Here is a 23,986-nt window from a genome sequence, read left to right on the forward strand (position 1 = left end):
CCCTGGAACGGGCGCCCAGTTTACCCCTCGATCTCCGGCTCGGCGAGTTGCCAGTCGAACACCGGCGGAAACTGCCCGGCCTCCTCGGCGGTCATCGGCCGCGCTACCAAAAAGCCTTGTACGTACTCGCAGCCGTGCTCCACCAACCAGTCGCGCTGCTCCAGGGTTTCCACCCCCTCGGCGATCACGCTGATGCCATAGCTCTGCGCCAGGCCGATGAGCATTTTCGCCAGGTCCGCGTCGCGGCGCGAGCCGGGCAGGCGGGCGATCAGTTTGCGGTCGAGCTTGAGGGTGTCGATCGGCAGGTCGCGCAGCAGCACAAGCGAACATTGCTCGGCGCCAAAGTCATCCAGTGCGATGCGCACGCCCAGCCCGCGCAGCAACAGCAGTTGCTGGCGCGCTTCATGGGCGTTGTGCAGCAGCGACGGTTCGGTGATCTCCACCTCGACCTGGCGCGGCACCAGGCCGTTCATGGCGATGGCGCGCTGCAGCTCCGAGACCAGGTTGGGCATGCTGAACTGGGCGTTGCTCAGGCTGATGCTGAGCACTACGTCCTGGGCGAAGGCCTGGGCCCAGGTGCGGCGCTGGGCGGCGCCTTCGTGGTAGATCCAGGTCGCCAGGCGGCTGATCAGCCGGGCTTCCTCGAGCAGCGGGATGAACAACCCCGGCGGCACGTCGCCAACGCTCGGGTGGCACCAGCGCAGCAACGCCTCGAAGCCCCTTACGCGGCCGTCTACCAACGACACCTGGGGCTGGAACGCCAGGGAAAAGTCCTTGTTCTCGATGGCCTCGGACACGCTTTCCTCAAGCAACAGCCGCGAGCGCGCGCGCACGTTGAGGTCTTGGTCGTAATAGCGGTACTGGCGTTTGCCGGCCTGCTTGGCGGCGTACATGGCGATGTCTGCCGCGCGCAGCAGGTGGTCGAGGTTGGCCCCGGACTCGGGGTAGGTGGCGATGCCGATGCTTAAGCCGAGCGATACTTCGATGCCGTCGACTTCCTGGCAGATGCGCACCCGTTCGAGGATTTTTTCCGCCACTTTGGCAGCTTGCTCGGGGTAGTCCAGGGTGTCGAGCAGGGCGGTGAACTCATCGCCGCCCATGCGCCCGATGATGTCGTAGGGGCGCAGGCACTCTTTCAACTGCCCGGCGACCCAGCGCAGCACCCGGTCGCCAGCATCATGGCCGTGGCTGTCGTTGATGCGCTTGAAGCCGTCCATGTCCATGTACAGCAGCGCCTGGCTTTTTTCCGGGCGCTCGTTGCGCAGCAGCGCGCTTTCGACGGTTTGGTGAAAGCCGCGGCGGTTGAGCAGGCCGGTCAGCGGGTCGGTCACGGCCTGGAATTCCAGCTGTTGGTGCAGGTTGCGCACTACAGACATGTCTTGCAGGGTGATCACCATCGCCTTGTCGCCGGCCAGCGGCGCGCACGACAGCGACACCGGCAACGATTGCCCGGCGTAGGTGCGCAGCACGGCATCGTGCACGCGGTGGATGTCTTGCAGGGTGTAGGCGCGGAAAAACTCCGACTCGTGCCAGCTGGCCACGGCGGGTTTTTCAATGAAATCGAGCAAGCGCGCGCTTTCGAGCTCGTCGACCGTGGCCCCGAGCAGGCGCGAAATCGCCGGGTTGGCGAAGCGGATATTGCCCACCTCATCGACTACCAGAATACCTTCAGCGGCGTGCTCGAGCACCGAGGCGTTGAAGGCCCGGGCCGATTCGAGGTCACGCGTGAGCCGCTGCAGCTCCTTGCGGTTGCGCTGCTGCTCGAGCAACGCCTGTACCTTGGGCTTGAGGATTTGCGGGTCGAACGGCTTGAACAGGTAATCCACCGCGCCGTTGGCATAGCCCTTGAGCACGGCGGCCTGGGACTGCTCGTTGGCGGTCAGGAAGATGATCGGCGTGAGCCGCGTGCGCTGGCTGCCGCGCATCAGCCGCGCGACCTCGAAGCCGTCCATGCCCGGCATCTGCACGTCGAGCAATACCAGGTCGACATCGTGCTGGAGCAGCATCCCCAGCGCTTCGACACCCGATGCCGCGGTGACCACTTCCCAATCTTGCCGCTCAAGCAAGGCACGCATGCTGAGCAGGTTTTCAGGGTAGTCATCGACGACTAATAGCACCGACCGGTTTTCGGCCTGACTCGACTGCGCGCATTCCATGCTGCTACTCAACGTAATAATGGCCTGATGCCAGAAACTACCCACGGGCTACAGACAGCCTAGACGGGCTTTTGCTCCGCCGCAGATAAAAAAACCCGTTGGATCCTATCACCACCGACTAACGGTCGGCTGCTGAAACATCTGTAATCAATAGCTTACATATAGCCGACAAACGGATGGCGTCAATCCCTGGTCGCGGCCGATAACTCGTGTATCTTCCGCGGCACATGCAGGGCAGCGCCCCTCACCCGCGCCGGGAAGTGCGACCGTTTTCAAACACTTAGTGACCCCCTCTTACGAAGGTGAACCTCATGATCGATTTGAATACCTGGAACCTCAGCGTACCCGTTGGCACACCAGCGACCACCATTGACACCCCTGCCCTGGCTGCGGGCTTCACCGATAGCTACTTCCACGCCGACTCCGGCACGCTGTTTTTCTGGGCGCCGGTAACCGGCACCGTCACCGCGAGTGCCAAGTACCCCCGCTCCGAACTGCGCGAAACCTATTCCAACGGCACCGTGCACAACTGGAAGTACCCCGACGCCAACAACACCCTGACCGCCAACCTGAGCGTGAACCAGGTACCGTCGTCCGGCAAGGTGGTGATCGGGCAAATTCACCAGTACGGCAGCAACGAGCCGCTGATCAAGGTTGAGTATCAGTACAAAGAGAAAACCAAGCTGGGCAACATCGTGGTCAAGTTGCGCAAGTCGCCGGACCAGGACGAGCCGACGGTGATCACCGTGGCGCAGAGCGTGCCGATGAGCAAGCGCTTCGACTATGTGATCGGCCTGACCCAGGCGGGCGTTTTGTCGGTGACCGCGGCCAATGTGGCGTGGAGCTACACCATCAGCAGCGCCTGGAAAACCAAGGACCTGTACTTCAAGGCGGGGGTGTATGTGCAAGACAACACCGGCTACGCCACCGAGGGCGGCCAGGTGACGTTCTACAAACTTGCCATCAAGCATGCCAAGCCGGCCACGGTCGCGGGCTTGTAAGTTTCGCGCTCATAAAAAAGGCGGCCATCGGGCCGCCTTTTTTTGCCGGGCTCGCTGCGCAAGCGCTTGCGGGCCCTTCGCCCCTCCAGAGGTACAGGAGGGGCTGCCAGGTCAGTTGACCTTGGCGTCCAACTCACCCTTGGCATAACGCTCGAACATCACATCCAGCGAAACCGGGCGGATTTTCGAGGCGTTGCCGGCGGTGCCAAAGGCTTCGTAACGGGCGATGCACACATCCCGCATGGCATCGACGGTTTTGGCGAAGTATTTGCGCGGGTCGAACTCGCTCGGGTTCTGCGCCATGAAGCGGCGGATGGCACCGGTCGAGGCCAGGCGCAGGTCGGTGTCGATGTTGACCTTGCGCACGCCGTACTTGATGCCTTCGACGATCTCTTCGACCGGCACCCCGTAGGTTTCCTTGATGTCGCCACCGTACTCGTTGATGATCGCCAGCCAGTCTTGTGGCACCGACGACGAGCCGTGCATCACCAAGTGGGTGTTGGGGATGCGCTTGTGGATTTCCTTGATGCGTTCGATCGACAGCACGTCACCGGTCGGCGGCTTGGTGAACTTGTAGGCGCCGTGGCTGGTGCCGATGGCGATGGCCAGGGCGTCGACCTGGGTTTTCTTGACGAAGTCGGCGGCTTCTTCCGGGTCGGTCAGCAGTTGGCTGTGGTCGAGGGTGCCTTCGGCGCCCACGCCGTCTTCTTCGCCGGCCTGGCCGGTTTCCAGCGAGCCCAGGCAGCCCAACTCACCCTCAACCGACACGCCGCAGGCGTGGGCGAAGGCAACGGTTTGCTGGGTTACGCGGACGTTGTACTCGTAGTCGGACGGGGTTTTACCGTCGGCCTTCAGCGAGCCGTCCATCATCACCGAGCTGAAGCCCAGTTGGATGGAGCGTTGGCACACGTCCGGGCTGGTGCCGTGGTCCTGGTGCATGACCACCGGGATGTGCGGGAATTCTTCGATGGCGGCCAGGATCAGGTGGCGCAGGAACGGCGCGCCGGCATATTTGCGGGCACCGGCCGAGGCCTGGACGATCACCGGGGAATCCGTTTTGTGGGCGGCTTCCATGATCGCGCGCATTTGCTCGAGGTTGTTCACGTTGAACGCCGGCACGCCGTAACCGAATTCGGCGGCGTGGTCCAGCAACTGGCGCATGCTAATCAGTGCCATGGTTTGTTTCTCTCCCGCTCCAGGGTCGTTTATCGTGCAGTTCCACCCCGCAGGGGGCGGCTGCCATTCATGCCTTTCAATTCGTGGCCAGCCAAACGCTGGCCATTGCCTCAGCGAGCCTTGCAGCCCCGACCGATCAGGTCGTTGGTCGCGACCCAGTACAGCAGCCCTTCGTCACCGCGCTTATTGAACGCCAACACGCCGTCGGTGAACAGCACGCCATCGGCGGCACCCGGCGCGGCGGCCAGTTGGTAATCCTGCTGGCTGCCACCCAGGCGTACCTGCACGGCACTCTGCGCGGCATTCAGGTAGCGCCATTGGAAGCTGACCTGGCTGTCGCACACCCACTGGGTGGGCGCCGCCGGTGCGGCCTCCTTTGGCTCGAGCCAGGCACAACCGCCCAGTACGGCACAACACATCAGGCCGGCAATGCCCTTCATAGCCTCTCCTACTGCACTCTAGAGGCGCCGAAACCCGCATGGCAGCCGGCTCGGCACGTTACTGCGACTCGCAATTCTGCATTTTGTTGCCGCCTCCGGTCGGGTCGCCGGTGGCATTGGTTTGCACCCGTTGGTTGTCTTGGCTGGACGGCGTGGCCACCGAAGCGGGGCTGAACACCTCGCAGGTTTTCTCGCCGTCGCCGCCAAACACCGAACACCCGGCCAAGGCCATGGCCCCCGCCAATACCGCCGCTGCTGCTGTATACGCCTTCATGGTGAGCTCCTTTCACGAAACGTGAGTGACACTCACCTGAAGACCACATCGCAGCGGCAGGGTTGCTACGGGCAATCGCCCGCGGCGGCCGGGTTGTCTGCGTCGTACCGCTCCAGGGCCTCCTGGCCCTGGCGCTTGTTGATCACCGGCGCGGTTTCAGCCTGCCAGTTCGCCTGCTTGCAACCGCTGGCCGGGGCCTGGGCGTGTGCCGCCGGGGCTGGCTGGGGCGCTTGTGGCGCAGGGCTGGAACACGCGGCCAGGCAACTGGCCAGGGCAATCATTGCCCACTGCTTGGCCATGGGGCTTAACCCTTGGCCCGCAGCTCGAGCACTTCCACCGCCGGCAATACCTTGCCTTCGACGAACTCGAGGAACGCGCCACCGCCGGTGGAGATGTATGAAATATCCTTGCTCACGCCGTATTTGTCGATGGCCGCGAGGGTGTCACCGCCACCGGCGATGGAAAACGCCGGGCTTTCGGCAATCGCCTTGGCCAGGGTTTTGGTGCCTTCGCCGAACTGGTCGAATTCGAACACGCCGACTGGGCCGTTCCACAGGATGGTTTTCGATGCCTTGAGCAGCTCGGCGAACTGCGCGGCGGTTTTCGGGCCGATGTCGAGGATCATGTCGTCATCGGCGACTTCGTCGATGCCCTTCACGGTGGCTGCGGCGTTTTCGGCGAAGGCCTTGGCCACTACCACGTCAACCGGCAGCGGCACGCTGACCTTGGCGGCGATGGCGCGGGCGGTGTCGAGCAGGTCGGGTTCGTACAGCGACTTGCCTACCTTGTGCCCGGCCGCGGCCAGGAAGGTGTTGGCGATGCCGCCGCCGACGATCAATTGGTCGCACACGGTGCTCAGGCTGTTCAGCACGTCGAGCTTGGTGCTGACCTTCGAGCCGGCGACGATGGCTGCCATCGGCTTGGCCGGGGCCTTCAACGCCTTGCCCAGGGCGTCGAGCTCAGCCGCCAGCAGCGGGCCGGCAGCGGCGACCTTGGCAAACTTGGCCACGCCGTGGGTCGAGCCCTCGGCGCGGTGGGCGGTGCCGAAGGCGTCCATCACGAACACGTCGCACAGGGCGGCGTATTGCTGGGCCAGCGCATCGGCGTTCTTTTTCTCGCCGGGGTTGAAGCGTACGTTTTCGAACAGCACCAGGCTGCCGGGGGCAACCTCGACGCCGCCCAGGTAATCCTTGACCAGCGGCACGTCACGGCCCAGGGCCTTGGCCAGGTATTCGGCCACCGGCTTCAGGCTGTTTTCTTCGGAAGGCTCGCCTTCGGTCGGGCGGCCCAGGTGCGAGCAGACCATCACCGCCGCGCCTTTTTCCAGCGCCAGCTTGATCGTGGGCAGCGAGGCGAGAATGCGCGCGTCGCTGGTCACCTTGCCATCCTTGACCGGAACGTTGAGGTCTTCGCGGATCAGCACCCGCTTGCCGGCCAGATCCAGGTCGCTCATTTTCAACACAGTCATGTGTCAGTCCTTAGGCATTCTTTGAGTTGGGTTTGACGATGCCCAGCAAGTGCGCCGCGACATCGAGCATGCGATTGGCAAAGCCCCATTCGTTGTCGAACCAGGCCAGCAGGTTGACCAGCCGCGGGCCGGACACCCGGGTTTGGCTGGCATCGACGATCGCCGAATGCGGGTCATGGTTGAAATCACAACTGGCGTGCGGCAGTTCAGTGTAGGCCAGCAGGCCCTTGAGCGAGCCGTTGCTGGCGGCCTCGCGCAGCACCTGGTTGACTTCGCGCGCGTCGGTGTCGCGGCCGACCTGCAGGGTGATGTCCAGGCACGACACGTTCACCGTGGGAACGCGTACCGCTTTGGCCTGGATTCGCCCGGCAAGTTCCGGAAGCAAGCGTTCGATACCGCGCGCCAGCCCGGTAGACACCGGAATCACCGACTGGAACGCCGAACGGGTGCGGCGCAGGTCTTCGTGGTGGTAGGCGTCGATCACCGGTTGGTCGTTCATCGCCGAGTGGATGGTGGTGATCGAGGCGTACTCGATGCCAAACGCCTGGTCGAGCAAACGCAGCAGCGGCACCGCGCAGTTGGTGGTGCACGAGGCATTCGAGACCAGGCGCTCGGCGCCGGTCAGTTGTTGCTGGTTGATGCCGTACACCACCGTGGCGTCGACATCCGCCTCGCTGGCCATCGGCTGGGAAAACAGCACCCGCGGGGCGCCGGCGGCGATAAAGCGCTCGCCGTCGGCACGGGTGTGCCAGGCACCGGAGCACTCCAGCACCAGGTCGAGGCCCAGGGCCTGCCAGTCGATGCCTTCGGGCTCGGCGCTGCGCAGCACGCGCAGGCGATCGCCCTGGATGCGCAGGTGGTCGCCATCGACGCTGACCTCGCCGGGAAAACGCCCGTGGGTGGAGTCGAAGCGAGTGAGGTATTCAAGGCTGGGCAGGTCGGCGAGGTCGTTGAGCGCGACCACTTCGATGCCGTCCCGCTCGCCACGTTCATACAACGCGCGAAGCACGCAGCGGCCGATACGGCCATAGCCGTTGAGGGCAACTTTATAGGGGCGCTTAGAGGGCATTGAACAGACTCGGCGTAAAAATCGGCCCGCTGGCGGGGTGAGCCGCCAGCGGGGAAGTGCGTCAGTCTTCGAGCAGTTCGTTCGCGGTGGACAGGACGTTGTCCAGGGTGAAGCCGAACTCTTCGAACAGCGCGGCGGCCGGCGCCGACTCACCGAAGGTGGTCATGCCGATCACGCGGCCTTCGAGGCCCACGTACTTGTACCAGAAGTCTGCGTGGGCAGCTTCGATGGCGATACGGGCGCTGACTTCCAGCGGCAGCACGGCCTGCTTGTAGGCGGCGTCCTGGCGGTCGAACACGCTGGTGCTCGGCATCGACACCACACGCACCTGGCGGCCCTCGGCGGTGAGGGCATCGTATGCCTGCACGGCCAGGCCCACTTCGGAACCGGTGGCGATGAGGATCAGCTCCGGCTCGCCGGCGCAGTCCTTGAGCACGTAGCCGCCCTTGGCGACGTCGGCCAGTTGCTGGGCATCGCGCGCCTGGTGGTTGAGGTTCTGCCGCGAGAAGATCATCGCCGACGGGCCATCGTTGCGCTCGAGCGCGAACTTCCAGGCGACCGCCGATTCCACGGCATCGGCCGGGCGCCAGGTGTCGAGGCTCGGCGTGCAGCGCAGGCTGGCCAGTTGCTCGATCGGCTGGTGGGTCGGGCCGTCTTCGCCGAGGCCGATGGAGTCGTGGGTGAACACGTACAGCACGCGTTTTTTCATCAGCGCCGACATGCGCACGGCGTTGCGGGCGTATTCCATGAAGATCAGGAAGGTCGCGCCGTACGGCACGAAGCCGCCGTGCAGGGCGATGCCGTTCATGATCGCGCTCATGCCGAACTCGCGCACGCCGTAGTACAGGTAGTTACCGGCGGCGTCTTCGGCGCTCACGCCCTTGCAACCCTTCCACAGGGTAAGGTTGGAACCGGCGAGGTCCGCCGAGCCACCGAGCAGCTCGGGCAGCAGCGGGCCGAAGGCGTTGAGGGAGTTCTGGCTGGCCTTGCGGCTGGCGATGGTGTCGCCCTTGGCGGCCACTTCGGCGATGTAGGCGGCGGCTTTTTCCGAGAAGTCGGCCGGCAGTTCACCGCTGATACGGCGGATCAGCTCGTTGGCCAGCGCCGGGTAGGCGGCGGAGTAGGCGGCGAAGCGCTGGTCCCACTCGGCTTCGGCGGCGGCGCCTTTTTCGCGGGCGCTCCACTCTTTGTAAATGTCTGCCGGGATCTCGAACGGGCCGTGCTTCCAACCGAGTTTTTCGCGGGTCAGGGCGATTTCATCGGCGCCCAGCGGCGCGCCGTGGCACTCCTCTTTACCCTGCTTGTTCGGCGAGCCGAAGCCGATCACGGTTTTGCAGCAGATCAGCGTAGGCTGCTCGCTTTTGCGCGCGGTTTCGATGGCGGTCTTGATCTCGTCGGCGTCGTGGCCGTCGACGTTGCGGATCACCTGCCAGCCATAGGCTTCGAAGCGCTTGGGGGTGTCGTCGCTGAACCAGCCTTCGACTTCGCCGTCGATGGAGATGCCGTTGTCATCGTAGAAGGCGATCAGTTTGCCCAGGCCCAGGGTGCCGGCCAGCGAGCACACTTCGTGGGAGATGCCTTCCATCATGCAGCCGTCACCCAGGAACGCATAGGTGTGGTGGTTGACGATGTTGTGGCCAGGGCGGTTGAACTGCGCGGCGAGGATTTTTTCCGCCAGGGCGAAGCCCACGGCGTTGGCGATGCCCTGGCCGAGCGGGCCGGTGGTGGTCTCGACGCCCGGGGTATAGCCGTATTCCGGGTGGCCCGGGGTGCGGCTGTGCAGCTGGCGGAAGTTTTTCAGGTCGTCGATGGCCAGGTCGTAGCCGGTCAGGTGCAGCAGGGAGTAGACCAGCATCGAGCCATGCCCGTTGGACATGACGAACCGGTCGCGGTCAACGAACGCGGGGTTGGCCGGGTTGTGCTTGAGAAAGTCACGCCACAGGACTTCGGCGATATCCGCCATGCCCATGGGAGCGCCAGGGTGGCCGCTGTTGGCTTTCTGGACGGCATCCATGCTCAGGGCACGAATGGCGTTGGCACGCTCACGACGGCTAGGCATCGTTTGTCTCCACTAAATAGATGAAACGGCAAAGGCCGGCATTTTCCCTCACCGGCGCGGTTGGGGGCAATCGAAGATGACCCCGTAGCGGCAAGTGTATCGTTTCAGCGCCTATCCCGTTACCGCCATGCGCCAATGCCCGCACAGGCCCAAGGGCTATATCAAAACTTTTTGATATAGCCCTTGCGGTCGTCGGGTAGCGACCTTAGACTGCTAACGCATGAACCTGCCCCTCCCCGCGCTGCCCCCGGCGCCGTTCGACGAACTGGCAACCCTGGCCAAGGCCGCGGGCGACCCGCTGCGCCTGCATGTGTTGCGGGCCCTGGCCAATGCCTCGTTCGGCGTGCTGGAACTGGCGCAGATCTTCGCCATCGGCCAGTCGGGTATGAGCCACCACCTCAAGGTGCTGGCCCAGGCCGGGCTGGTGACCACCCGCCGCGAAGGCAACGCGATCTTCTACCGCCGCTCGCTGCCTGAAGCCGGCCAGCTCGGTGGGCGCCTGCACCAGGCCTTGCTCGACGAAGCCGACGCCCTGGCGCTGCCCGCCGAGCCGCTGGCGCGGATGGCCGCGGTGGAGCGCCAGCGCGCCGCGGCGCGCAAGGATTTCTACTCGCGCATGGAAGACAAATTCCGTGCCCAGCAAGATTTGATCGCCGGCCTGCCGCAGTACCGCGACAGCCTGCTGGCGCTGCTCGACAAACGTGCCTTCGGCCCCGCCGCCACGGCGCTGGAAGTGGGCCCGGGCGACGGCGGGTTCCTGCCGGACCTGGCCGGGCGCTTTGCCCAGGTCAGCGCCCTGGACAACGACGCCGCCATGCTCGACATGGCCCGCGCGCTGTGCAGCCGCCACGCGCTGGGCAATGTTGACCTACAGTTGGCCGACGCCCTCGGCGACGGCCCGGCCAGCGCCGACTGCGTGGTGCTGAACATGGTTCTGCACCACTTCAGCGACCCAGCCGCCGCCCTGCGGCGCCTGGCCCGCCGGGTCAACCCCGGGGGCAGCCTGCTGGTCACGGAGTTGTGCACCCACCACCAGGATTGGGCCCGCGACGCCTGCGGCGATCTCTGGCTGGGGTTCGAACAGCAAGACCTGGCCCGCTGGGCCACCGCCGCGGGCCTCGTGCCCGGGGAAAGCCTCTATGTAGGCTTGCGTAATGGTTTCCAGATCCAGGTCCGCGATTTCCAGCGGCCGGCTGGCGACACTCACCATCGGTATCATCAGGAAGCCTCGAGATGAGCGAATATTCCATTTTCACCTCCGAGTCCGTGTCTGAAGGGCACCCGGACAAGATCGCCGACCAGATCTCCGACGCGGTGCTGGATGCGATCATCACCCAGGACAAACACGCGCGCGTGGCCGTCGAGACCCTGGTCAAAACCGGTGTGGCCATCGTTGCCGGTGAAGTCACCACCAGCGCCTGGGTCGACCTCGAGCAGATCGTCCGCGACGTGATCTGCGACATCGGCTACACCAGCTCCGACGTCGGCTTCGACGGCGCCACCTGCGGCGTGATGAACATCATCGGCAAGCAGTCTCCAGACATCAACCAGGGCGTAGACCGCGCCAAGCCGGAAGACCAGGGCGCGGGCGATCAGGGCCTGATGTTCGGCTATGCCAGCAACGAAACCGACGTGCTGATGCCGGCGCCGATCCGCTTCTCCCACGCTCTGGTCGAGCGCCAGGCCGACGCGCGTAAATCCGGCCTGCTGCCGTGGCTGCGCCCAGACGCCAAGTCTCAGGTCACCTGCCGTTACGAAGGCGGCAAGGTGGTGGGCATCGACGCCGTGGTGTTGTCGACCCAGCACAACCCGGAAGTGAAATACAGCGACCTGCGCGAAGGCGTGATGGAACTGATCGTCAAGCACTGCCTGCCGGCCGAGCTGCTGCACAAAGACACCCAGTTCCACATCAACCCGACCGGGCAGTTCATCATCGGCGGCCCGGTGGGCGACTGCGGCTTGACCGGCCGCAAGATCATCGTCGACAGCTACGGCGGCATGGCCCGCCACGGCGGTGGCGCGTTCTCCGGTAAAGACCCGTCCAAGGTCGACCGTTCCGCCGCCTACGCCGGCCGCTACGTGGCCAAGAACATCGTCGCCGCCGGCCTGGCCGACCGCTGCGAAATCCAGGTGTCGTACGCCATCGGCGTGGCCCAGCCCACCTCGATCTCGCTGAACACCTTCGGCACCGGCAAGCTCAGCGATGACAAGATCATCCAACTGGTCCGCGAGCATTTCGACCTGCGCCCGTACGCCATCACCCGCATGCTCGACCTGCTGCACCCGATGTACCGCGCCACCGCGGCGTACGGCCACTTCGGCCGCAACCCGCAACAGCTGACGGTCGGTGATGACACCTTCACCACCTTCACCTGGGAACAGACCGACCGCGCCGAAGCGCTGCGGGCCGCCGCCGGGCTGTAACGCCCACGCCGGAAACACCCTGTGAAAAACCTCCCCTCGGGGAGGTTTTTTTCGTTCTAGGCTTTCGCACCCCCCCATACGAGCAAGGATGCTCAACATGTACCGATTGTGTGTTGCGGCACTGGCGCTGCTGCTGGCCCTACCGGCCTGGGCCTGCCCCGCGTGGGGCCCGGCCACCGCCGAGCAGCGCTTGCAGGCGCTGGATGCGCAGCTGCGCCAGTGGCAGCAGGGTTACCACCGCGACGGCCAAGCGCAGGTGGCCGATGAACTGTACGACCAGGCGCTGGCGCGCTTCGAGGCCTGGCAGCGCTGCTTCCCGGCGGTAAGCCTGGCGCCCCAGGCGCCGCTGGCCAGCGCGCGCGGCCCGCTTGTTCACCCCACGCCCCATACCGGGGTGCACAAGCTCGCCGATGAAGCGGCGGCCCGCGCCTGGCTAAAGGGCCGCGAAGGCGTTTGGGTGCAGCCGAAGGTCGATGGCGTGGCGGTCACGGTGGTGTATGAACACGGCCAACTGGCCCGGGTGATCAGCCGCGGCAACGGCACCCACGGCCATGACTGGACGGCCAACGCCCGGGCCATCCCCGCGCTGCCGGCGCGCCTGCCGGGGGCACCCTCACTGGTGCTGCAGGGTGAGTTGTTTTTGCTGCGCGAGGGCCACGTGCAAGCCCGCGATGGCGGCGCCAATGCCCGCGGCCAGGTGGCCGGCTGGATGGCCCGGCACCAGCCGGCCGCCGAGCTGGCGCAGGTAGGGTTCTTCCCCTGGGGCTGGCCCGCGGGCCCGGCTGAATTGCCCGCGCGCCTGGCCGAGCTGGCGCGGCTGGGCTTCGACCTGCCACAGCGCTACAGCCACCCCGTCACGGGCCTGGCCAGCGCCCAGCACTGGCGCGAGCAGTGGTACCGCGGCCCGCTGCCGTTCGCCAGCGACGGGGTGATCCTGCGCGACAGCCGCCGGCCGGCCCCACAGCACTGGAAGGCCCAGCCACCGTACTGGATCGCTGCCTGGAAATACCCGCCGCGCCAGGCCCTGGCCACGGTGCGCGGGGTGACCTTCGAAACCGGCCGCACCGGCAAGGTTACGCCCATGCTGGAGCTGGAGCCGGTGCGGCTCGATGACCGCAGCGTGCGCCGGGTCAGCCTGGGCTCGGTGCAACGCTGGCAGGCCCTGAACGTTCAACCGGGCGACCAGGTGGCCATCCAGTTAGCCGGGCAAACCATCCCGGCGCTGCACAGTGTGGTGTGGCGGCTGCCCGAGCGCGTGGCCCAGCAGGCACCCGCTGCCGCCCAGGGCCCGCTGGCCTGCCTGCGGCCCAGCCCCGGCTGCCGCGCGCAGTTTCTGGCGCGCCTGCGCTGGCTGGCCAAGCCCGCGCAGTTGGGTTTGCGCGGGGTTGGCCCGCGCACCTGGGAGCGGCTGCTCGACGGCGGCGCCCTGCCCCATCTGTTCGCTTGGCTGAACCTGCAGCCCAGCGAACTGGCGGCCATGCCTGGTATCGGCCCGGCCACCGCGCACACGCTCGCCGGGCAATTTGCCCAGGCCCGCGGGGCCAGCACCTTGCAGTGGCTGCGCGCGATGGGCCTGCCGCCCATCGGGCAAGCTGCCTTGCCCAGCGCCTGGCGAACATTGGCCAGCCGCAGCGCTGCCGACTGGCAAACAGAACCCGGCGTCGGGCCGCTGCGCGCGCAGGCGCTGGAAGCCTTCTTCAACGCCGCCGAAACTCAGGCGCTGGCGGCCTACTTGGCGGAAAACGGCCTTTCAGAATTCGCCCTGTAGGCATTCATGCCCCATATTGATCCAATGCGCAGAATTTTTTCGTTACATACGGGGTGTACTCATGAAATCCATCGTTTGCGCGATGCTACTGGCCGGCCTGGCCTCGTCCTCTGTTTATGGCGCCCAGCCCACGGGCTGCGCGGCCCAGGAACAGGAGATCCGCAACAAGCTGGCCACCGCCAGCCCTTGGGCCAAGCCTGGGCTGGAAAAGGCCCTGGGTGAGCAGCAAGAGCACTGCAGCGACAGCAACCTGCGGGCCGAGCGCGAAGCCAAGGTCAACGCCGCCCAGGCCAAAGTGCAAACCCGCCAGCAAAAGCTAGCCGAGGAGCGCGACCCCAAGGACATCCCCAAACGCCAGGCTGAACTCAAAGACGCCCAAGGCAAACTCGAGGCCGCCCAGCGTGAGCTGAACCGCTAGTGCATGGAATTTATTTCGCCGATCCGGTCCAATAGGGCCTCTGCCGTTAGCGCCTTTGGAGCCTGCATGCGCCTTACCGTTCTCCTGCCATGGCTGGCCAGCCTGTGCCTGGCCGCCCCGGCGCTGGCCGAAGACGCCGATGAACCGCCCAAGGGCTGCGCGGCCCTGCCGGCCGAGCAACAGGCCGGCTGCAACGATGGCGCCTTGCATTCCACCCGGGAAACCACCGTGCTCAACGCCAAGCGGCAGGTCAGCCAGCGCCAGGCCGACCTCGACAAAGCCATGAAAAAGGGCGACCCGGAGAAGATCGACCAGCGCAAGGAAGACCTCGCCGGCGCGCGCAAGGCGCTGCAAGAGGCGGTCGACGACCTCGACCGCTGACTCAGGCCGCGACCACGAACAGCGCGACGATCAACGCCAGCCCAACGAACCACACCAGCGAGCGCAGCCGCGCCCAGTCCCCCAGGTAGCAGGCGATGTATGCCAGGCGGGTGAGGATGAACGCCAGCGCCAGGCCATCGAGCGTGCCCTGCGCCGCGCCGCCCTCCAGATGGGCGATGACCACCGCGCCGATAAACGCCGGCAAAATTTCAAAGCTGTTCAACTGCGCCGCATGGGCCCGCCGCGGCAGGCCCTCGAGGGTTTCCTGAAAGGCCCGCGGGTCGTGGTTGGCGCGGCGGTTGAAGCGCTTGCTGGTGACTTTGGCGATGGTCGTGCACACGTACGGCAAGATGATCGCGACCAGTACGCATCCATAGGCGAGGGTCATCGGCGGGCTCCATGCAGTCAAAGGGCCTTCACCCTAGCGCGTTCTCTGCGCGGCGAACACTCCCCTGGGAAACCTGCCGGGCAAAACGCTGTCAATGTGCCCCCAGGTGGCTCGAAACCATCCCACCCCTATAGCCACCTTATTTTTCGGACTATTGAACGGGACGCCGAATGCTGGAAATCGTTGCTACGTTTATCTGCCTCACCACCCTGCTCACCTATGTGAACTACCGCTTCATCGGCCTGCCCCCGACCATCGGGGTAATGGTCACCGCGCTGCTGTTCTCGCTGATGCTGCAAGGCCTGAGCCTGGTCGGTTACCCCGGCCTGGAAGAGCGCGTGCGCGAGCTGGTCAGCCAGATCGACTTCAACGATTTGCTGATGAACTGGATGCTGGCCTTCCTGCTGTTCGCCGGCGCCTTGCACGTGAACCTGGCCGACCTGAAAAGCTACCGCTGGCCCATCGGCCTGCTGGCGACCTTCGGCGTGCTGATCGCCACCTTCATCATCGGCAGCCTGGCGTTCTACATCTTCGCCATGTTTGGCTGGCACGTGAGCTTCCTCTACTGCCTGCTGTTCGGCGCGCTGATCTCACCCACCGACCCGATCGCCGTACTGGGCGCGCTGCGTACGGCCAATGCCTCCAAGCCGCTGAAGATGACCATCGTCGGCGAAAGCCTGTTCAACGACGGCACGGCGGTGGTGGTGTTCACCGTGCTGCTGGGCATCGCCCAGCTCGGCGAGGCGCCGACCCTCGGGCAGACCGCGCTGCTGTTCGTGCACGAGGCGATTGGCGGCGCGCTGTTCGGCGGCCTGATCGGTTACCTGGTGTACCGCATGATCAAGGGCGTGGAGCAATACCAGGTGGAGGTGATGCTGACCCTCGCGCTGGTGATCGGCGGCTCGGCGATGGCCTATGAGTTGCACGTGTCGGCGCCGATCGCGATGGTGGTGGCGGGGCTGATCATCGGCAACCTGGGGCGCAACCTGGCGATGAACGAGATGACCCGCCGCTACATGGACGGTTTCTGGGAACTGCTCGACGACATGCTCAATGCCGTGCTGTTCGCGCTGATCGGCCTTGAGCTGTTGCTGCTGCCGTTCTCCTGGAGCCACCTGGCCGCGGCGGGCATGCTGGCGGTAGCGATCTTGCTGTCGCGGTTCCTCACCGTGGCCCCGGCGATCGCCCTCGCGCGGCGCTGGCGCAGCATCCCCGCCGGGACCATCCGCGTGCTGACCTGGGGCGGCCTGCGTGGCGGGGTGTCGGTGGCGCTGGCGCTGGCCCTGCCCAATGGCCCCGAGCGCGACCTGCTGCTGTCGATCACCTACATCGTGGTGCTGGCGTCGATCCTGCTGCAGGGGCTGACAGTGGGCAAGGTGGTCAAGGCGGTGGCCTGAAGCCTGAAAGAAGAAACATATCCGGCACCACCGAGGTCTACCGAACGAACCCGTTCTGGAGCAAGGCCATGCTGAAGTTTCTCGGTGGTACCGTGGGTATTATCTTCCTGATCGGCCTGGTGGTCGTGATCATGCTGTTCAAGCTGGTGTTCTGACACCCCTCCCCGCCGGCGCACGGCCGTGCGCCGGCCTGGCGGCTCAGTTCTGGGTTTCGCCGCCGAACTGGTCCTTGATGTAGCGGATTTCCGTGCGCCCGTGGGGTGCTGGCAGGCCGTCTTCGCCCAGGTTGACGAACACCAGCTTGTCGACGGTGAGGATGCTCTTGCGGGTGATCTTGTTGCGCACTTCGCAGGTCAGGGTGATCGACGTGCGGCCGAACTCGGTGGCGGTGATGCCCAGTTCGATGATGTCGCCCTGGCGCGAGGCACTGACGAAGTTGATCTCGGAGATGTACTTGGTCACCACCCGCTGGTTGCCCAACTGCACGATCGCGTAGATCGCCGCCTCTTCGTCGATCCAACGCAGCAGGCTGCCGCCGAACAAGGTGCCGTTGGGGTTGAGGTCTTCGGGTTTAACCCACTTGCGCGTATGGAAGTTCATGGCCTGCTCCTGCAGTCGGGGGACGAGGGCACCATCATGGCAGAGGCCGCGGCAGGCCTCTACACGGTTAAGCCAATGGTCGCGATAGCCCCGCCCGGCAATCGACACCCGTGCCGGGCTTCCCCTATAATCTGCGCGTTTACCCCGCGCCCGCCTCCGTTGCGAGCGTTCCCGCCACCTGTCCGAGGGGCGCTGCAGCAGGTTTACCTGTCAGGCTCGGATGGGGCGTGTAGCGGCCCATGCCTGTGGGCCATACGCACAACGGCGCCCATTCGCACCTTACGAATGGAGACTCTTCAATGAGTGCTGTACTGACGCCTGCCGGTTTTTCCGACTTCAAGGTCGCCGACATTTCCCTGGCCGCCTGGGGCCGCCGTGAAATCATCATCGCCGAATCGGAAATGCCCGCGCTGATGGGCCTGCGCCGCAAATACGCCGGCGAGCAACCGCTGAAGGGCGCGAAAATCCTCGGCTGCATCCACATGACCATCCAGACCGCCGTGCTCATCGAGACCCTGGCCGCGCTGGGCGCCGAAGTGCGCTGGTCGAGCTGCAACATTTTCTCCACCCAGGACCAGGCCGCCGCGGCCATCGCCGCCGCCGGCATCCCGGTGTTCGCCTGGAAGGGTGAAACCGAAGCCGAATACGAGTGGTGCATCGAGCAGACCATCCTCAAGGATGGCCAGCCATGGGACGCCAACATGGTGCTCGACGACGGCGGCGACCTGACCGAAATCCTCCACAACAAATACCCGGCGATGCTCGACAAGATCCACGGCATCACCGAAGAAACCACCACCGGCGTGCACCGCCTGCTCGACATGCTCGCCAAAGGCACCCTGAAAGTGCCGGCGATCAACGTCAACGACTCGGTCACCAAGAGCAAGAACGACAACAAGTACGGCTGCCGCCACAGCCTGAACGACGCCATCAAGCGCGGCACCGACCACCTGCTCTCCGGCAAGCAGGCCCTGGTAATCGGCTACGGCGACGTGGGCAAGGGCTCGGCGCAGTCGCTGCGCCAGGAAGGCATGATCGTGAAGGTGTCGGAAATCGACCCAATCTGCGCGATGCAAGCCTGCATGGACGGCTTCGAGGTGGTTTCGCCTTACCTCAACGGCCTGAACGACGGCACCGAAGCGAGCATCGACGCCGCGCTGCTGGGCAAGATCGACCTGATCGTGACCACTACCGGTAACGCCAACGTGTGCGACGCCAACATGCTCAAGGCGCTGAAAAAACGCGCGGTGGTGTGCAACATCGGCCACTTCGACAACGAGATCGACACCGCCTTCATGCGTAAGCACTGGGCCTGGGAAGAGGTCAAGCCGCAGGTGCACAAGGTCCACCGCACCGGCGCTGGCAGCTTCGACGCGCAGAACGACGACTACCTGATCCTGCTGGCCGAAGGCCGCCTGGTGAACCTGGGCAACGCCACCGGCCACCCGAGCCGGATCATGGACGGTTCGTTCGCCAACCAGGTGCTGGCGCAGATCCACCTCTACGGCCAACAGTTCGCTACCCTGGCCGCCGCGGCCAAGGCCGAGCGCCTGACCGTTGAAGTGCTGCCGAAAAAACTCGACGAAGAAGTCGCCCTGGAAATGGTCAGGGGCTTCGGTGGCGTGGTCACCCAGCTCACCGCCAAGCAGGCCGAATACATCGGCGTGACCGTCGAAGGCCCGTTCAAACCCGAGTCGTACCGGTACTAAGCTGCAAGCTACAAGCTACAGGCTACAAGTGGGGGGCGTTGCTGCGCCCCACTTGCGGCGTGTGGCTTGGCGCTTGCCGCTCTCCTTAGAGAGTTGCAATCATGTCTGCCAAACAAAGCTTCAGTTTCGAATTCTTCCCGACCAAGACCGACGCCGGGCATGAAAAACTGATGACCGTGGCCCGCCAACTGGCCGGCTACCACCCGAGTTTCTTCTCCTGCACCTACGGTGCCGGGGGTTCTACCCGTGATCGCACCCTGGGCACCGTGCTGCAGCTGGAACGTGAAGTGAACGTACCCGCCGCGCCGCACCTCTCCTGCGTGGGCGACAGCAAGGCCGAACTGCGCGCCCTGCTGGCCGAATACAAAGCCGCCGGCATCAAGCGCATCGTCGCGCTGCGCGGCGACCTGCCCTCGGGCATGGGCATGGCCGTGGGTGAATTGCGCTACGCCAGCGACCTGGTCGAGTTCATCCGCGAGGAAACCGCGGACCACTTCCACGTAGAAGTGGCCGCCTACCCCGAGATGCACCCGCAGGCGCGCAACTTCGACCACGATGTGGCCAACTTCGTGCGCAAGGCCAAGGCCGGCGCGAACAGCGCGATCACCCAGTACTTCTTCAACGCCGACAGCTACTTCTACTTCGTCGAGCGGGTACGCCAGCAAGGGGTCGAGATCCCGATCGTGCCGGGCATCATGCCGATCACCAACTACAGCAAGCTGGCGCGGTTCTCTGACGCCTGCGGCGCGGAAATCCCGCGCTGGGTGCGCAAGCAGCTCGAAGCCTATGGCGACGACGTGAAAAGCATCCAGGCATTCGGCGAGCAGGTGATCACCGAGATGTGCGAGAAGCTGCTGGCCGGCGGCGCGCCGGGGCTGCACTTCTACACCCTGAACCAGGCCGAGCCGAGCCTGGCGATCTGGAACAACCTCAAGCTCAGCGCCTGAGGCCAGAGGGTTCAGCCAGGCGCCCGCCTGGCCGCGCCGCCGCGCCCGGCGGCGCATTTTTCAGTAGGAATAGCCCGCCTGGCACAGTAACCTGCCGCCATGTTCGCCCTCGCTCGCTGGCTCAGTGCCACCCTCCTTTGCTGCCTTGCCCTATTGGCCCGGGGTGAGCCGCTGCGCCTGGTCACCGAGCCGTGGGCACCCTATGTGTACGAGCACGATGGCCAGCCCACCGGGCTCGACTACCACACCGCCAACGAAGTGTTTCGCCGCCTGGGCATCGAGGTGCGTTGGGAGTTTCTGCCGTGGCGGCGCTGCCTGATGATGCTCGAACAAAACAGCGCCGACGGCGTGCTCGATATTTTTCATACCGCGCAACGCGAAGCCCTGCTGGTCTACCCGGAGCAGCCGTTGTCCACGGTACAGTTCGTGCTGCTGCAGGCCAACCGCCGGCCCCACCCCGCCACCCGCCTCGCCGACCTCGCCGGGCTGACGGTCGGCACCCAGGCCGCCTTCGCCTATGGCGAAGCATTCAACCAGGCCCGCCACTTCAGCCGCGAGCCAGGCCCGACGCTGGAGGCGAACCTGGGCAAGCTGATGCTCGGCCGGGTCGACCTGGTGATCACCGACCGCCAGGCCGGGCGCTTTGCCGTTCAGCAACTGGGCCTGGCCGGGCAGGTCAGCGAGCTGCCGCTGGTGGTGGCGGAACACCCGCAGTACCTGGCCCTGCGCCGCAACGCGGGGCTCGAGCAGGTGATGCAACGCTTTGACGCGGAACTGGCGCGTTACCGCCAAGCGCCGGAATACCAAGCGCTGCTGCAACGTTTTACCGACGTATCGCACTGAATTGCGCTTTTTTTAGCGCCCAAGCCAGTACAATCCTTTGTCAAGGCTCTGTTATACTCGGCCTTCCCGCCAGGCTTACGCCCGGACGCTCGACCTCGCACTCAGGCACACTTGCCCCCCGCTCGCGCTCGCGCAGCCACCCACGCAGGTGTGACCGGCAGATCCAGCAGTACCGGACGCGACCGTGTCTTCACACCCGTCGCGCCAGGCAAGATCATTCCCCGGGCGCTAGCCCCACACTGAACAGGATTGCCCATGTCCTTTGCTTCCCTCGGTCTCTCCGAGGCTCTAGTCCGCGCTATCGAAGCCGCGGGCTACACGCAGCCCACCCCGGTGCAGCAGCGGGCCATTCCCGCCGTGCTGCAAGGTCGCGACCTGATGGTGGCAGCCCAGACGGGTACTGGTAAAACCGGCGGCTTCGCCCTGCCGATCCTCGAGCGCCTGTTTCCCGCCGGCCACCCAGACAAATCCCAGCGCCATGGCCCGCGCCAACCGCGGGTGCTGGTACTCACGCCTACTCGCGAACTGGCGGCCCAGGTGCACGAGAGCTTCCGCGTGTACGCCCGCGACCTGAAGTTCGTCAGCGCCTGCGTATTCGGCGGTGTGGGCATGAACCCACAAGTGCAGGCCCTGGCCAAGGGCGTCGACGTGCTGGTGGCCTGCCCTGGCCGCCTGCTCGACCTCGCCGGCCAAGGCAGCGTCGACCTCTCGCACGTTGAAATCCTCGTGCTCGACGAAGCCGACCGCATGCTCGACATGGGCTTTATCCATGACGTGAAAAAGGTCCTCGCGCGCCTGCCCGAGAAGCGCCAGAACCTGCTGTTCTCGGCGACCTTCTCCAAAGACATCACCGACCTCGCCGGCAAGCTGCTGCACAACCCCGAGCGCATCGAGGTCACCCCGCCGAACACCACCGTCGAGCGTATCGAACAACGCGTGTACCGCCTGGCTGCCTCGCACAAGCGCGCGCTGCTGGCGCACCTGATCACCCAGGGCGCGTGGGAGCAGGTACTGGTGTTCACCCGCACCAAGCACGGCGCCAACCGCCTGGCCGAGTACCTGAACAAGCACGGCCTGACCGCCGCGCCGATTCACGGCAACAAAAGCCAGAACGCCCGCACCAAGGCCCTGGCCGACTTCAAGGCCGGTACCGTACGGGTGATGGTCGCCACCGACATCGCCGCCCGCGGCCTGGACATCGACCAACTGCCCCACGTGGTCAACTTCGAGCTGCCCAACGTCGAGGAAGACTACGTTCACCGCATCGGCCGTACCGGCCGTGCCGGGCGCAGTGGCGAGGCGATCTCGCTGGTCGCCCCGGACGAAGACAAACTGCTCAAGGGCATCGAGCGCATGACCCGCCAGCGCATCCCGGATGGCGACCTGATGGGCTTTGATGCCAGCACGGTCGAAGCCGAGAAGCCAGAAGTGCGCGAGCCGCGCCAGCCGCAAGGCCGCGGGCGTGGCCAGAACGCCAGCAACGCCGGGCGTAAAGACAAACCGCGCAAAGACAAACCCCGCGACAAGGCCCCTGAGCAAGCCGCCAGTGGCGACGCCGCGCCGGCCGGTGACCAGCCCGCCCGCCAAGGCCGCAACCGCAAGCCGCGGCCGAAAAAACCCGCCGGTGCCGCAGCCTCCGCGGCCGCGCCCGCGCAAGGTGGCTTGCCAGCCGTGCCGGCTGGCCGTGACCCAGAAGAATTCCGCGACGACGAAGTGGATAACTTTGGTAACCGCGCCGACTACGTAAGCCCCTACAAGAACGAAAAGGGCGGCAACGGCCGCAACCGTCGTAACGGTAGTGGTGCTGCGGCTGGCGCTGGCGCCGGCGGCGGCCAAGGCCAAGGCCAGCGCCGCCAGGGCGCCAACCCGCGCAATGGCGGTGGCGGCGGTGGTGGTGGCGGTGGCAGCAACGGTGGTGGCGGCGCGGGCAACAACCGCCGTGGCGGCCGTAACGGTGGTGGTGGTGGCCAAGGCCGCCGTGACGCCGGCAGCCGCCGCCTGCTCACCGGCGACGCGCCACGCAGCGCCGATTCGATGATGCCGCCGCGCAAAGACGCGCCCAAGCCGAAAATCATCCACAAAGAGTCGCGGCTTAGCTCGCTGACCCTCGAGCAACTGGATGAGCTGCAACGCAAGCCTAAAACCGAAAAACCAGCCCTGCTGACCCGCAGCGACAGCTGATTCTCCGGCCATAAAAAAACGCCGCGCCCTGCACTTGCAGGCCGCGGCGTTTTTTTTGCTGCCGCCGCTTACTTGGCCTTCACGCCTTCGAAGGTGAAGTACAGGGTCACGGTGTCGGATTGCGGGCCCAGGTCCATCGACTTGGGTGCGAAATCCTTGCGGTTGATGGTGGTGTTGCCTTCGAAGCCGGCGCGGTAACCGCCCCATGGGTCTTTGCCTTCGCCGAGGAAGGTGGCCTTGATCACCACCGGCTTGGTCACGCCGTGCAGGGTCAGGTCGCCGGCGACGTCCGCGGTCAGCTTGCCGTCGGCGCCTTTGCCGGTCGGGGTGACCTTGGTCGACTTGAAGGTGGCTTCCGGGAAGTTGGCCACGTCGAGGAAGTCTTTGCTGCTGATGTGCTTGTCGCGCTCGGCATGGTTGGTGAACACGCTGGCGGTTTTCAGGGTGACTTCGACCGACGAGTTCTCGGGCTTCTCGGCGTCCCATACGAACGAGCCGTCGAAGTCCTTGAAGGTACCGGTGATGAAGCTGTAGCCCAGGTGGCTGATCTTGAAGTCGACGAAGGCGTGCTGGCCTTCCTTGTCGATCTTGTAGTTAACCGGCGCCGCCATGGCCTGGCCAGCGGCCAACAGGGCAGAGCCGACTGCCAGGGCAGCGAGGGTTTTCTTCAGCATAGCGATGTTCCTTTTGCTTGGATCAGTGAGAGAAGTTTCAGGCCTTGCGGCCCAACATACGAATGAGGGTGGCATCACGATCGATAAAATGGTGCTTGAGTGCCGCCAACCCATGCAAAACCGCGAACACCACCAGCACCCAGGCCAGGTACAGGTGCACCGTGCCGGCCACCTCGGCCTGGTTGTCGGAGCCGGTGAACAGCGCTGGCACCTCGAACAGCCCGAACACCGGGATGCCCACACCGTCGGCGGTGGAGATCAAGTAGCCGGTGATCATCACCAGGAACAGGTCAGCGTAGAGGAACAAATGCCCGCCCGCCGCCGCCAGCCGGGTCAGCCGGCCTTGGTTGGGGGTGGGCGGTGGCGGCGCGCTGACAAAGCGCCACACCACCCGCAGCAGCATGAACAGGAACAGCGTCAGGCCGATGCTTTTGTGCAGGTCTGGGCCGGCCTTGCGCCAGGGGTCGTAATACCCCAGGCCGACCATCCAGAGCCCCAGGGCGAACATGCCGAACACCGTGAGCGCGGTGCCCCAGTGCAGGAACAGGCTGACCGCGCCGTAACGCGAAGGTGAATTTTTGAACTGCATCGAAGGCGTCCTCGAACTTTGTAA

Annotated in this window: 22 protein-coding genes, 1 pseudogene and 1 riboswitch; of the genes and pseudogenes, 11 read left to right on the forward strand and 12 right to left on the reverse strand. The window is 65.3% G+C overall.

Annotated features, from left to right (window positions below; translation table 11 throughout):
* Positions 1-20: 20 nt before the first annotated feature.
* The gene (locus ACFZCE_RS03325) at positions 21-2,156 is read right to left on the reverse strand and encodes an EAL domain-containing protein (RefSeq protein ID WP_390936445.1); all 2,136 of its coding nucleotides are present in this window, start codon (positions 2,154-2,156) and stop codon (positions 21-23) included.
* 311 nt (positions 2,157-2,467) lie between these two features.
* On the opposite strand from ACFZCE_RS03325, the gene ACFZCE_RS03330 reads away from it, so the two are divergent.
* Positions 2,468-3,157 (forward strand): polysaccharide lyase family 7 protein, encoded by a 690-nt coding sequence (locus ACFZCE_RS03330; protein ID WP_390936039.1) that lies wholly within the window; start codon positions 2,468-2,470, stop codon positions 3,155-3,157.
* Positions 3,158-3,268: 111 nt separating this feature from the next.
* On the opposite strand, the gene fba is transcribed toward ACFZCE_RS03330, so the two are convergent.
* From fba to tkt, 7 genes and pseudogenes are all read right to left on the reverse strand, one after another.
* The gene (gene fba / locus ACFZCE_RS03335) at positions 3,269-4,333 is read right to left on the reverse strand and encodes a class II fructose-bisphosphate aldolase (protein ID WP_390936040.1); all 1,065 of its coding nucleotides are present in this window, start codon (positions 4,331-4,333) and stop codon (positions 3,269-3,271) included.
* Positions 4,334-4,443: 110 nt separating this feature from the next.
* On the reverse strand, positions 4,444-4,773 hold the full coding sequence (locus tag ACFZCE_RS03340) for an MliC family protein (protein WP_390936042.1): 330 nt from the start codon (positions 4,771-4,773) through the stop codon (positions 4,444-4,446).
* A gap of 58 nt (positions 4,774-4,831) precedes the next feature.
* Positions 4,832-5,047 carry a hypothetical protein gene (locus ACFZCE_RS03345; RefSeq protein ID WP_390936044.1) on the reverse strand — a complete coding sequence of 72 codons (216 nt, stop codon included), beginning with the start codon at positions 5,045-5,047 and terminating at the stop codon, positions 4,832-4,834.
* 65 nt (positions 5,048-5,112) lie between these two features.
* Positions 5,113-5,346 (reverse strand): hypothetical protein, encoded by a 234-nt coding sequence (locus tag ACFZCE_RS03350; RefSeq protein WP_390936046.1) that lies wholly within the window; start codon positions 5,344-5,346, stop codon positions 5,113-5,115.
* Between the two features lie 5 nt (positions 5,347-5,351).
* On the reverse strand, positions 5,352-6,515 hold the full coding sequence (locus ACFZCE_RS03355) for a phosphoglycerate kinase (RefSeq protein WP_390936048.1): 1,164 nt from the start codon (positions 6,513-6,515) through the stop codon (positions 5,352-5,354).
* A 3-nt stretch (positions 6,516-6,518) separates the two neighbouring features.
* A pseudogene (gene epd, locus ACFZCE_RS03360) lies at positions 6,519-7,584 on the reverse strand (erythrose-4-phosphate dehydrogenase).
* A 61-nt stretch (positions 7,585-7,645) separates the two neighbouring features.
* Positions 7,646-9,643 (reverse strand): transketolase, encoded by a 1,998-nt coding sequence (gene tkt, locus ACFZCE_RS03365; protein ID WP_390936050.1) that lies wholly within the window; start codon positions 9,641-9,643, stop codon positions 7,646-7,648.
* 220 nt (positions 9,644-9,863) lie between these two features.
* Between tkt and ACFZCE_RS03370 the strand changes: the two genes are divergently transcribed.
* The 5 genes from ACFZCE_RS03370 (at position 9,864) to ACFZCE_RS03390 (ending at position 14,634) form a co-directional block, all read left to right on the forward strand.
* Complete coding sequence (locus tag ACFZCE_RS03370) at positions 9,864-10,880, forward strand: metalloregulator ArsR/SmtB family transcription factor (protein ID WP_390936052.1); 1,017 nt, start codon at positions 9,864-9,866, stop codon at positions 10,878-10,880.
* On the forward strand, positions 10,877-12,067 hold the full coding sequence (metK, locus tag ACFZCE_RS03375; RefSeq protein ID WP_390936053.1) for a methionine adenosyltransferase: 1,191 nt from the start codon (positions 10,877-10,879) through the stop codon (positions 12,065-12,067). The genes ACFZCE_RS03370 and metK overlap by 4 nt, the downstream gene beginning before the upstream one ends.
* A 97-nt stretch (positions 12,068-12,164) precedes the next feature.
* A complete protein-coding gene (gene ligB, locus ACFZCE_RS03380) occupies positions 12,165-13,835 on the forward strand; it encodes an NAD-dependent DNA ligase LigB (protein WP_390936055.1) in 1,671 nt (556 codons plus the stop codon).
* Positions 13,836-13,896: 61 nt separating this feature from the next.
* Entirely contained in the window at positions 13,897-14,253 is a 357-nt protein-coding gene (locus tag ACFZCE_RS03385; protein ID WP_390936056.1) for a DUF1090 family protein, read from the forward strand.
* A gap of 66 nt (positions 14,254-14,319) precedes the next feature.
* Positions 14,320-14,634 (forward strand): DUF1090 family protein, encoded by a 315-nt coding sequence (locus tag ACFZCE_RS03390; protein WP_390936058.1) that lies wholly within the window; start codon positions 14,320-14,322, stop codon positions 14,632-14,634.
* A gap of 1 nt (position 14,635) precedes the next feature.
* Here ACFZCE_RS03390 and ACFZCE_RS03395 read toward each other — a convergent pair whose 3' ends face one another.
* Entirely contained in the window at positions 14,636-15,022 is a 387-nt protein-coding gene (locus ACFZCE_RS03395) for an MAPEG family protein (protein WP_390936061.1), read from the reverse strand.
* Positions 15,023-15,192: 170 nt separating this feature from the next.
* On the opposite strand from ACFZCE_RS03395, the gene ACFZCE_RS03400 reads away from it, so the two are divergent.
* On the forward strand, positions 15,193-16,419 hold the full coding sequence (locus ACFZCE_RS03400) for a cation:proton antiporter (RefSeq protein ID WP_390936063.1): 1,227 nt from the start codon (positions 15,193-15,195) through the stop codon (positions 16,417-16,419).
* Positions 16,420-16,617: 198 nt separating this feature from the next.
* Here ACFZCE_RS03400 and ACFZCE_RS03405 read toward each other — a convergent pair whose 3' ends face one another.
* Positions 16,618-17,019: a hotdog domain-containing protein gene (locus tag ACFZCE_RS03405; RefSeq protein WP_390936065.1), complete on the reverse strand. Its 402-nt coding sequence runs from the start codon at positions 17,017-17,019 to the stop codon at positions 16,618-16,620.
* 178 nt (positions 17,020-17,197) lie between these two features.
* A riboswitch (S-adenosyl-L-homocysteine riboswitch) is annotated at positions 17,198-17,296 on the forward strand.
* Between the two features lie 22 nt (positions 17,297-17,318).
* Here ACFZCE_RS03405 and ahcY point away from each other — a divergent pair.
* The 4 genes from ahcY to ACFZCE_RS03425 all read left to right on the forward strand — a co-directional run bounded on the left by ahcY (position 17,319) and on the right by ACFZCE_RS03425 (position 22,699).
* Positions 17,319-18,728: an adenosylhomocysteinase gene (ahcY, locus tag ACFZCE_RS03410; protein WP_390936067.1), complete on the forward strand. Its 1,410-nt coding sequence runs from the start codon at positions 17,319-17,321 to the stop codon at positions 18,726-18,728.
* 101 nt (positions 18,729-18,829) lie between these two features.
* Positions 18,830-19,675, forward strand: coding sequence for a methylenetetrahydrofolate reductase [NAD(P)H] (gene metF, locus ACFZCE_RS03415; protein WP_390936069.1), 846 nt, complete (start codon positions 18,830-18,832; stop codon positions 19,673-19,675).
* A gap of 99 nt (positions 19,676-19,774) precedes the next feature.
* Positions 19,775-20,518, forward strand: coding sequence for a transporter substrate-binding domain-containing protein (locus ACFZCE_RS03420; RefSeq protein ID WP_390936071.1), 744 nt, complete (start codon positions 19,775-19,777; stop codon positions 20,516-20,518).
* 255 nt (positions 20,519-20,773) lie between these two features.
* Positions 20,774-22,699 (forward strand): DEAD/DEAH box helicase, encoded by a 1,926-nt coding sequence (locus ACFZCE_RS03425; RefSeq protein WP_390936072.1) that lies wholly within the window; start codon positions 20,774-20,776, stop codon positions 22,697-22,699.
* A gap of 68 nt (positions 22,700-22,767) precedes the next feature.
* On the opposite strand, the gene ACFZCE_RS03430 is transcribed toward ACFZCE_RS03425, so the two are convergent.
* On the reverse strand, positions 22,768-23,373 hold the full coding sequence (locus ACFZCE_RS03430) for a YceI family protein (RefSeq protein ID WP_390936074.1): 606 nt from the start codon (positions 23,371-23,373) through the stop codon (positions 22,768-22,770).
* A 37-nt stretch (positions 23,374-23,410) separates the two neighbouring features.
* The gene (locus ACFZCE_RS03435) at positions 23,411-23,962 is read right to left on the reverse strand and encodes a cytochrome b/b6 domain-containing protein (RefSeq protein WP_390936076.1); all 552 of its coding nucleotides are present in this window, start codon (positions 23,960-23,962) and stop codon (positions 23,411-23,413) included.
* Positions 23,963-23,986 lie beyond the last annotated feature (24 nt).

The sequence above is a fragment of the Pseudomonas sp. NPDC007930 genome (assembly GCF_042958985.1).
Lineage (GTDB): Bacteria > Pseudomonadota > Gammaproteobacteria > Pseudomonadales > Pseudomonadaceae > Aquipseudomonas.

What these genes read in the sequence shown, in the direction of transcription:
- ACFZCE_RS03325 (WP_390936445.1), bottom strand. Translation starts at nt 2,156, where the DNA reads ATGGAATGCGCGCAGTCGAGTCAGGCCGAAAACCGGTCGGTGCTATTA.
- ACFZCE_RS03330 (WP_390936039.1), top strand. Translation starts at nt 2,468, where the DNA reads ATGATCGATTTGAATACCTGGAACCTCAGCGTACCCGTTGGCACACCA.
- fba (WP_390936040.1), bottom strand. Translation starts at nt 4,333, where the DNA reads ATGGCACTGATTAGCATGCGCCAGTTGCTGGACCACGCCGCCGAATTC.
- ACFZCE_RS03340 (WP_390936042.1), bottom strand. Translation starts at nt 4,773, where the DNA reads ATGAAGGGCATTGCCGGCCTGATGTGTTGTGCCGTACTGGGCGGTTGT.
- ACFZCE_RS03345 (WP_390936044.1), bottom strand. Translation starts at nt 5,047, where the DNA reads ATGAAGGCGTATACAGCAGCAGCGGCGGTATTGGCGGGGGCCATGGCC.
- ACFZCE_RS03350 (WP_390936046.1), bottom strand. Translation starts at nt 5,346, where the DNA reads ATGGCCAAGCAGTGGGCAATGATTGCCCTGGCCAGTTGCCTGGCCGCG.
- ACFZCE_RS03355 (WP_390936048.1), bottom strand. Translation starts at nt 6,515, where the DNA reads ATGACTGTGTTGAAAATGAGCGACCTGGATCTGGCCGGCAAGCGGGTG.
- tkt (WP_390936050.1), bottom strand. Translation starts at nt 9,643, where the DNA reads ATGCCTAGCCGTCGTGAGCGTGCCAACGCCATTCGTGCCCTGAGCATG.
- ACFZCE_RS03370 (WP_390936052.1), top strand. Translation starts at nt 9,864, where the DNA reads ATGAACCTGCCCCTCCCCGCGCTGCCCCCGGCGCCGTTCGACGAACTG.
- metK (WP_390936053.1), top strand. Translation starts at nt 10,877, where the DNA reads ATGAGCGAATATTCCATTTTCACCTCCGAGTCCGTGTCTGAAGGGCAC.
- ligB (WP_390936055.1), top strand. Translation starts at nt 12,165, where the DNA reads ATGTACCGATTGTGTGTTGCGGCACTGGCGCTGCTGCTGGCCCTACCG.
- ACFZCE_RS03385 (WP_390936056.1), top strand. Translation starts at nt 13,897, where the DNA reads ATGAAATCCATCGTTTGCGCGATGCTACTGGCCGGCCTGGCCTCGTCC.
- ACFZCE_RS03390 (WP_390936058.1), top strand. Translation starts at nt 14,320, where the DNA reads ATGCGCCTTACCGTTCTCCTGCCATGGCTGGCCAGCCTGTGCCTGGCC.
- ACFZCE_RS03395 (WP_390936061.1), bottom strand. Translation starts at nt 15,022, where the DNA reads ATGACCCTCGCCTATGGATGCGTACTGGTCGCGATCATCTTGCCGTAC.
- ACFZCE_RS03400 (WP_390936063.1), top strand. Translation starts at nt 15,193, where the DNA reads ATGCTGGAAATCGTTGCTACGTTTATCTGCCTCACCACCCTGCTCACC.
- ACFZCE_RS03405 (WP_390936065.1), bottom strand. Translation starts at nt 17,019, where the DNA reads ATGAACTTCCATACGCGCAAGTGGGTTAAACCCGAAGACCTCAACCCC.
- ahcY (WP_390936067.1), top strand. Translation starts at nt 17,319, where the DNA reads ATGAGTGCTGTACTGACGCCTGCCGGTTTTTCCGACTTCAAGGTCGCC.
- metF (WP_390936069.1), top strand. Translation starts at nt 18,830, where the DNA reads ATGTCTGCCAAACAAAGCTTCAGTTTCGAATTCTTCCCGACCAAGACC.
- ACFZCE_RS03420 (WP_390936071.1), top strand. Translation starts at nt 19,775, where the DNA reads ATGTTCGCCCTCGCTCGCTGGCTCAGTGCCACCCTCCTTTGCTGCCTT.
- ACFZCE_RS03425 (WP_390936072.1), top strand. Translation starts at nt 20,774, where the DNA reads ATGTCCTTTGCTTCCCTCGGTCTCTCCGAGGCTCTAGTCCGCGCTATC.
- ACFZCE_RS03430 (WP_390936074.1), bottom strand. Translation starts at nt 23,373, where the DNA reads ATGCTGAAGAAAACCCTCGCTGCCCTGGCAGTCGGCTCTGCCCTGTTG.
- ACFZCE_RS03435 (WP_390936076.1), bottom strand. Translation starts at nt 23,962, where the DNA reads ATGCAGTTCAAAAATTCACCTTCGCGTTACGGCGCGGTCAGCCTGTTC.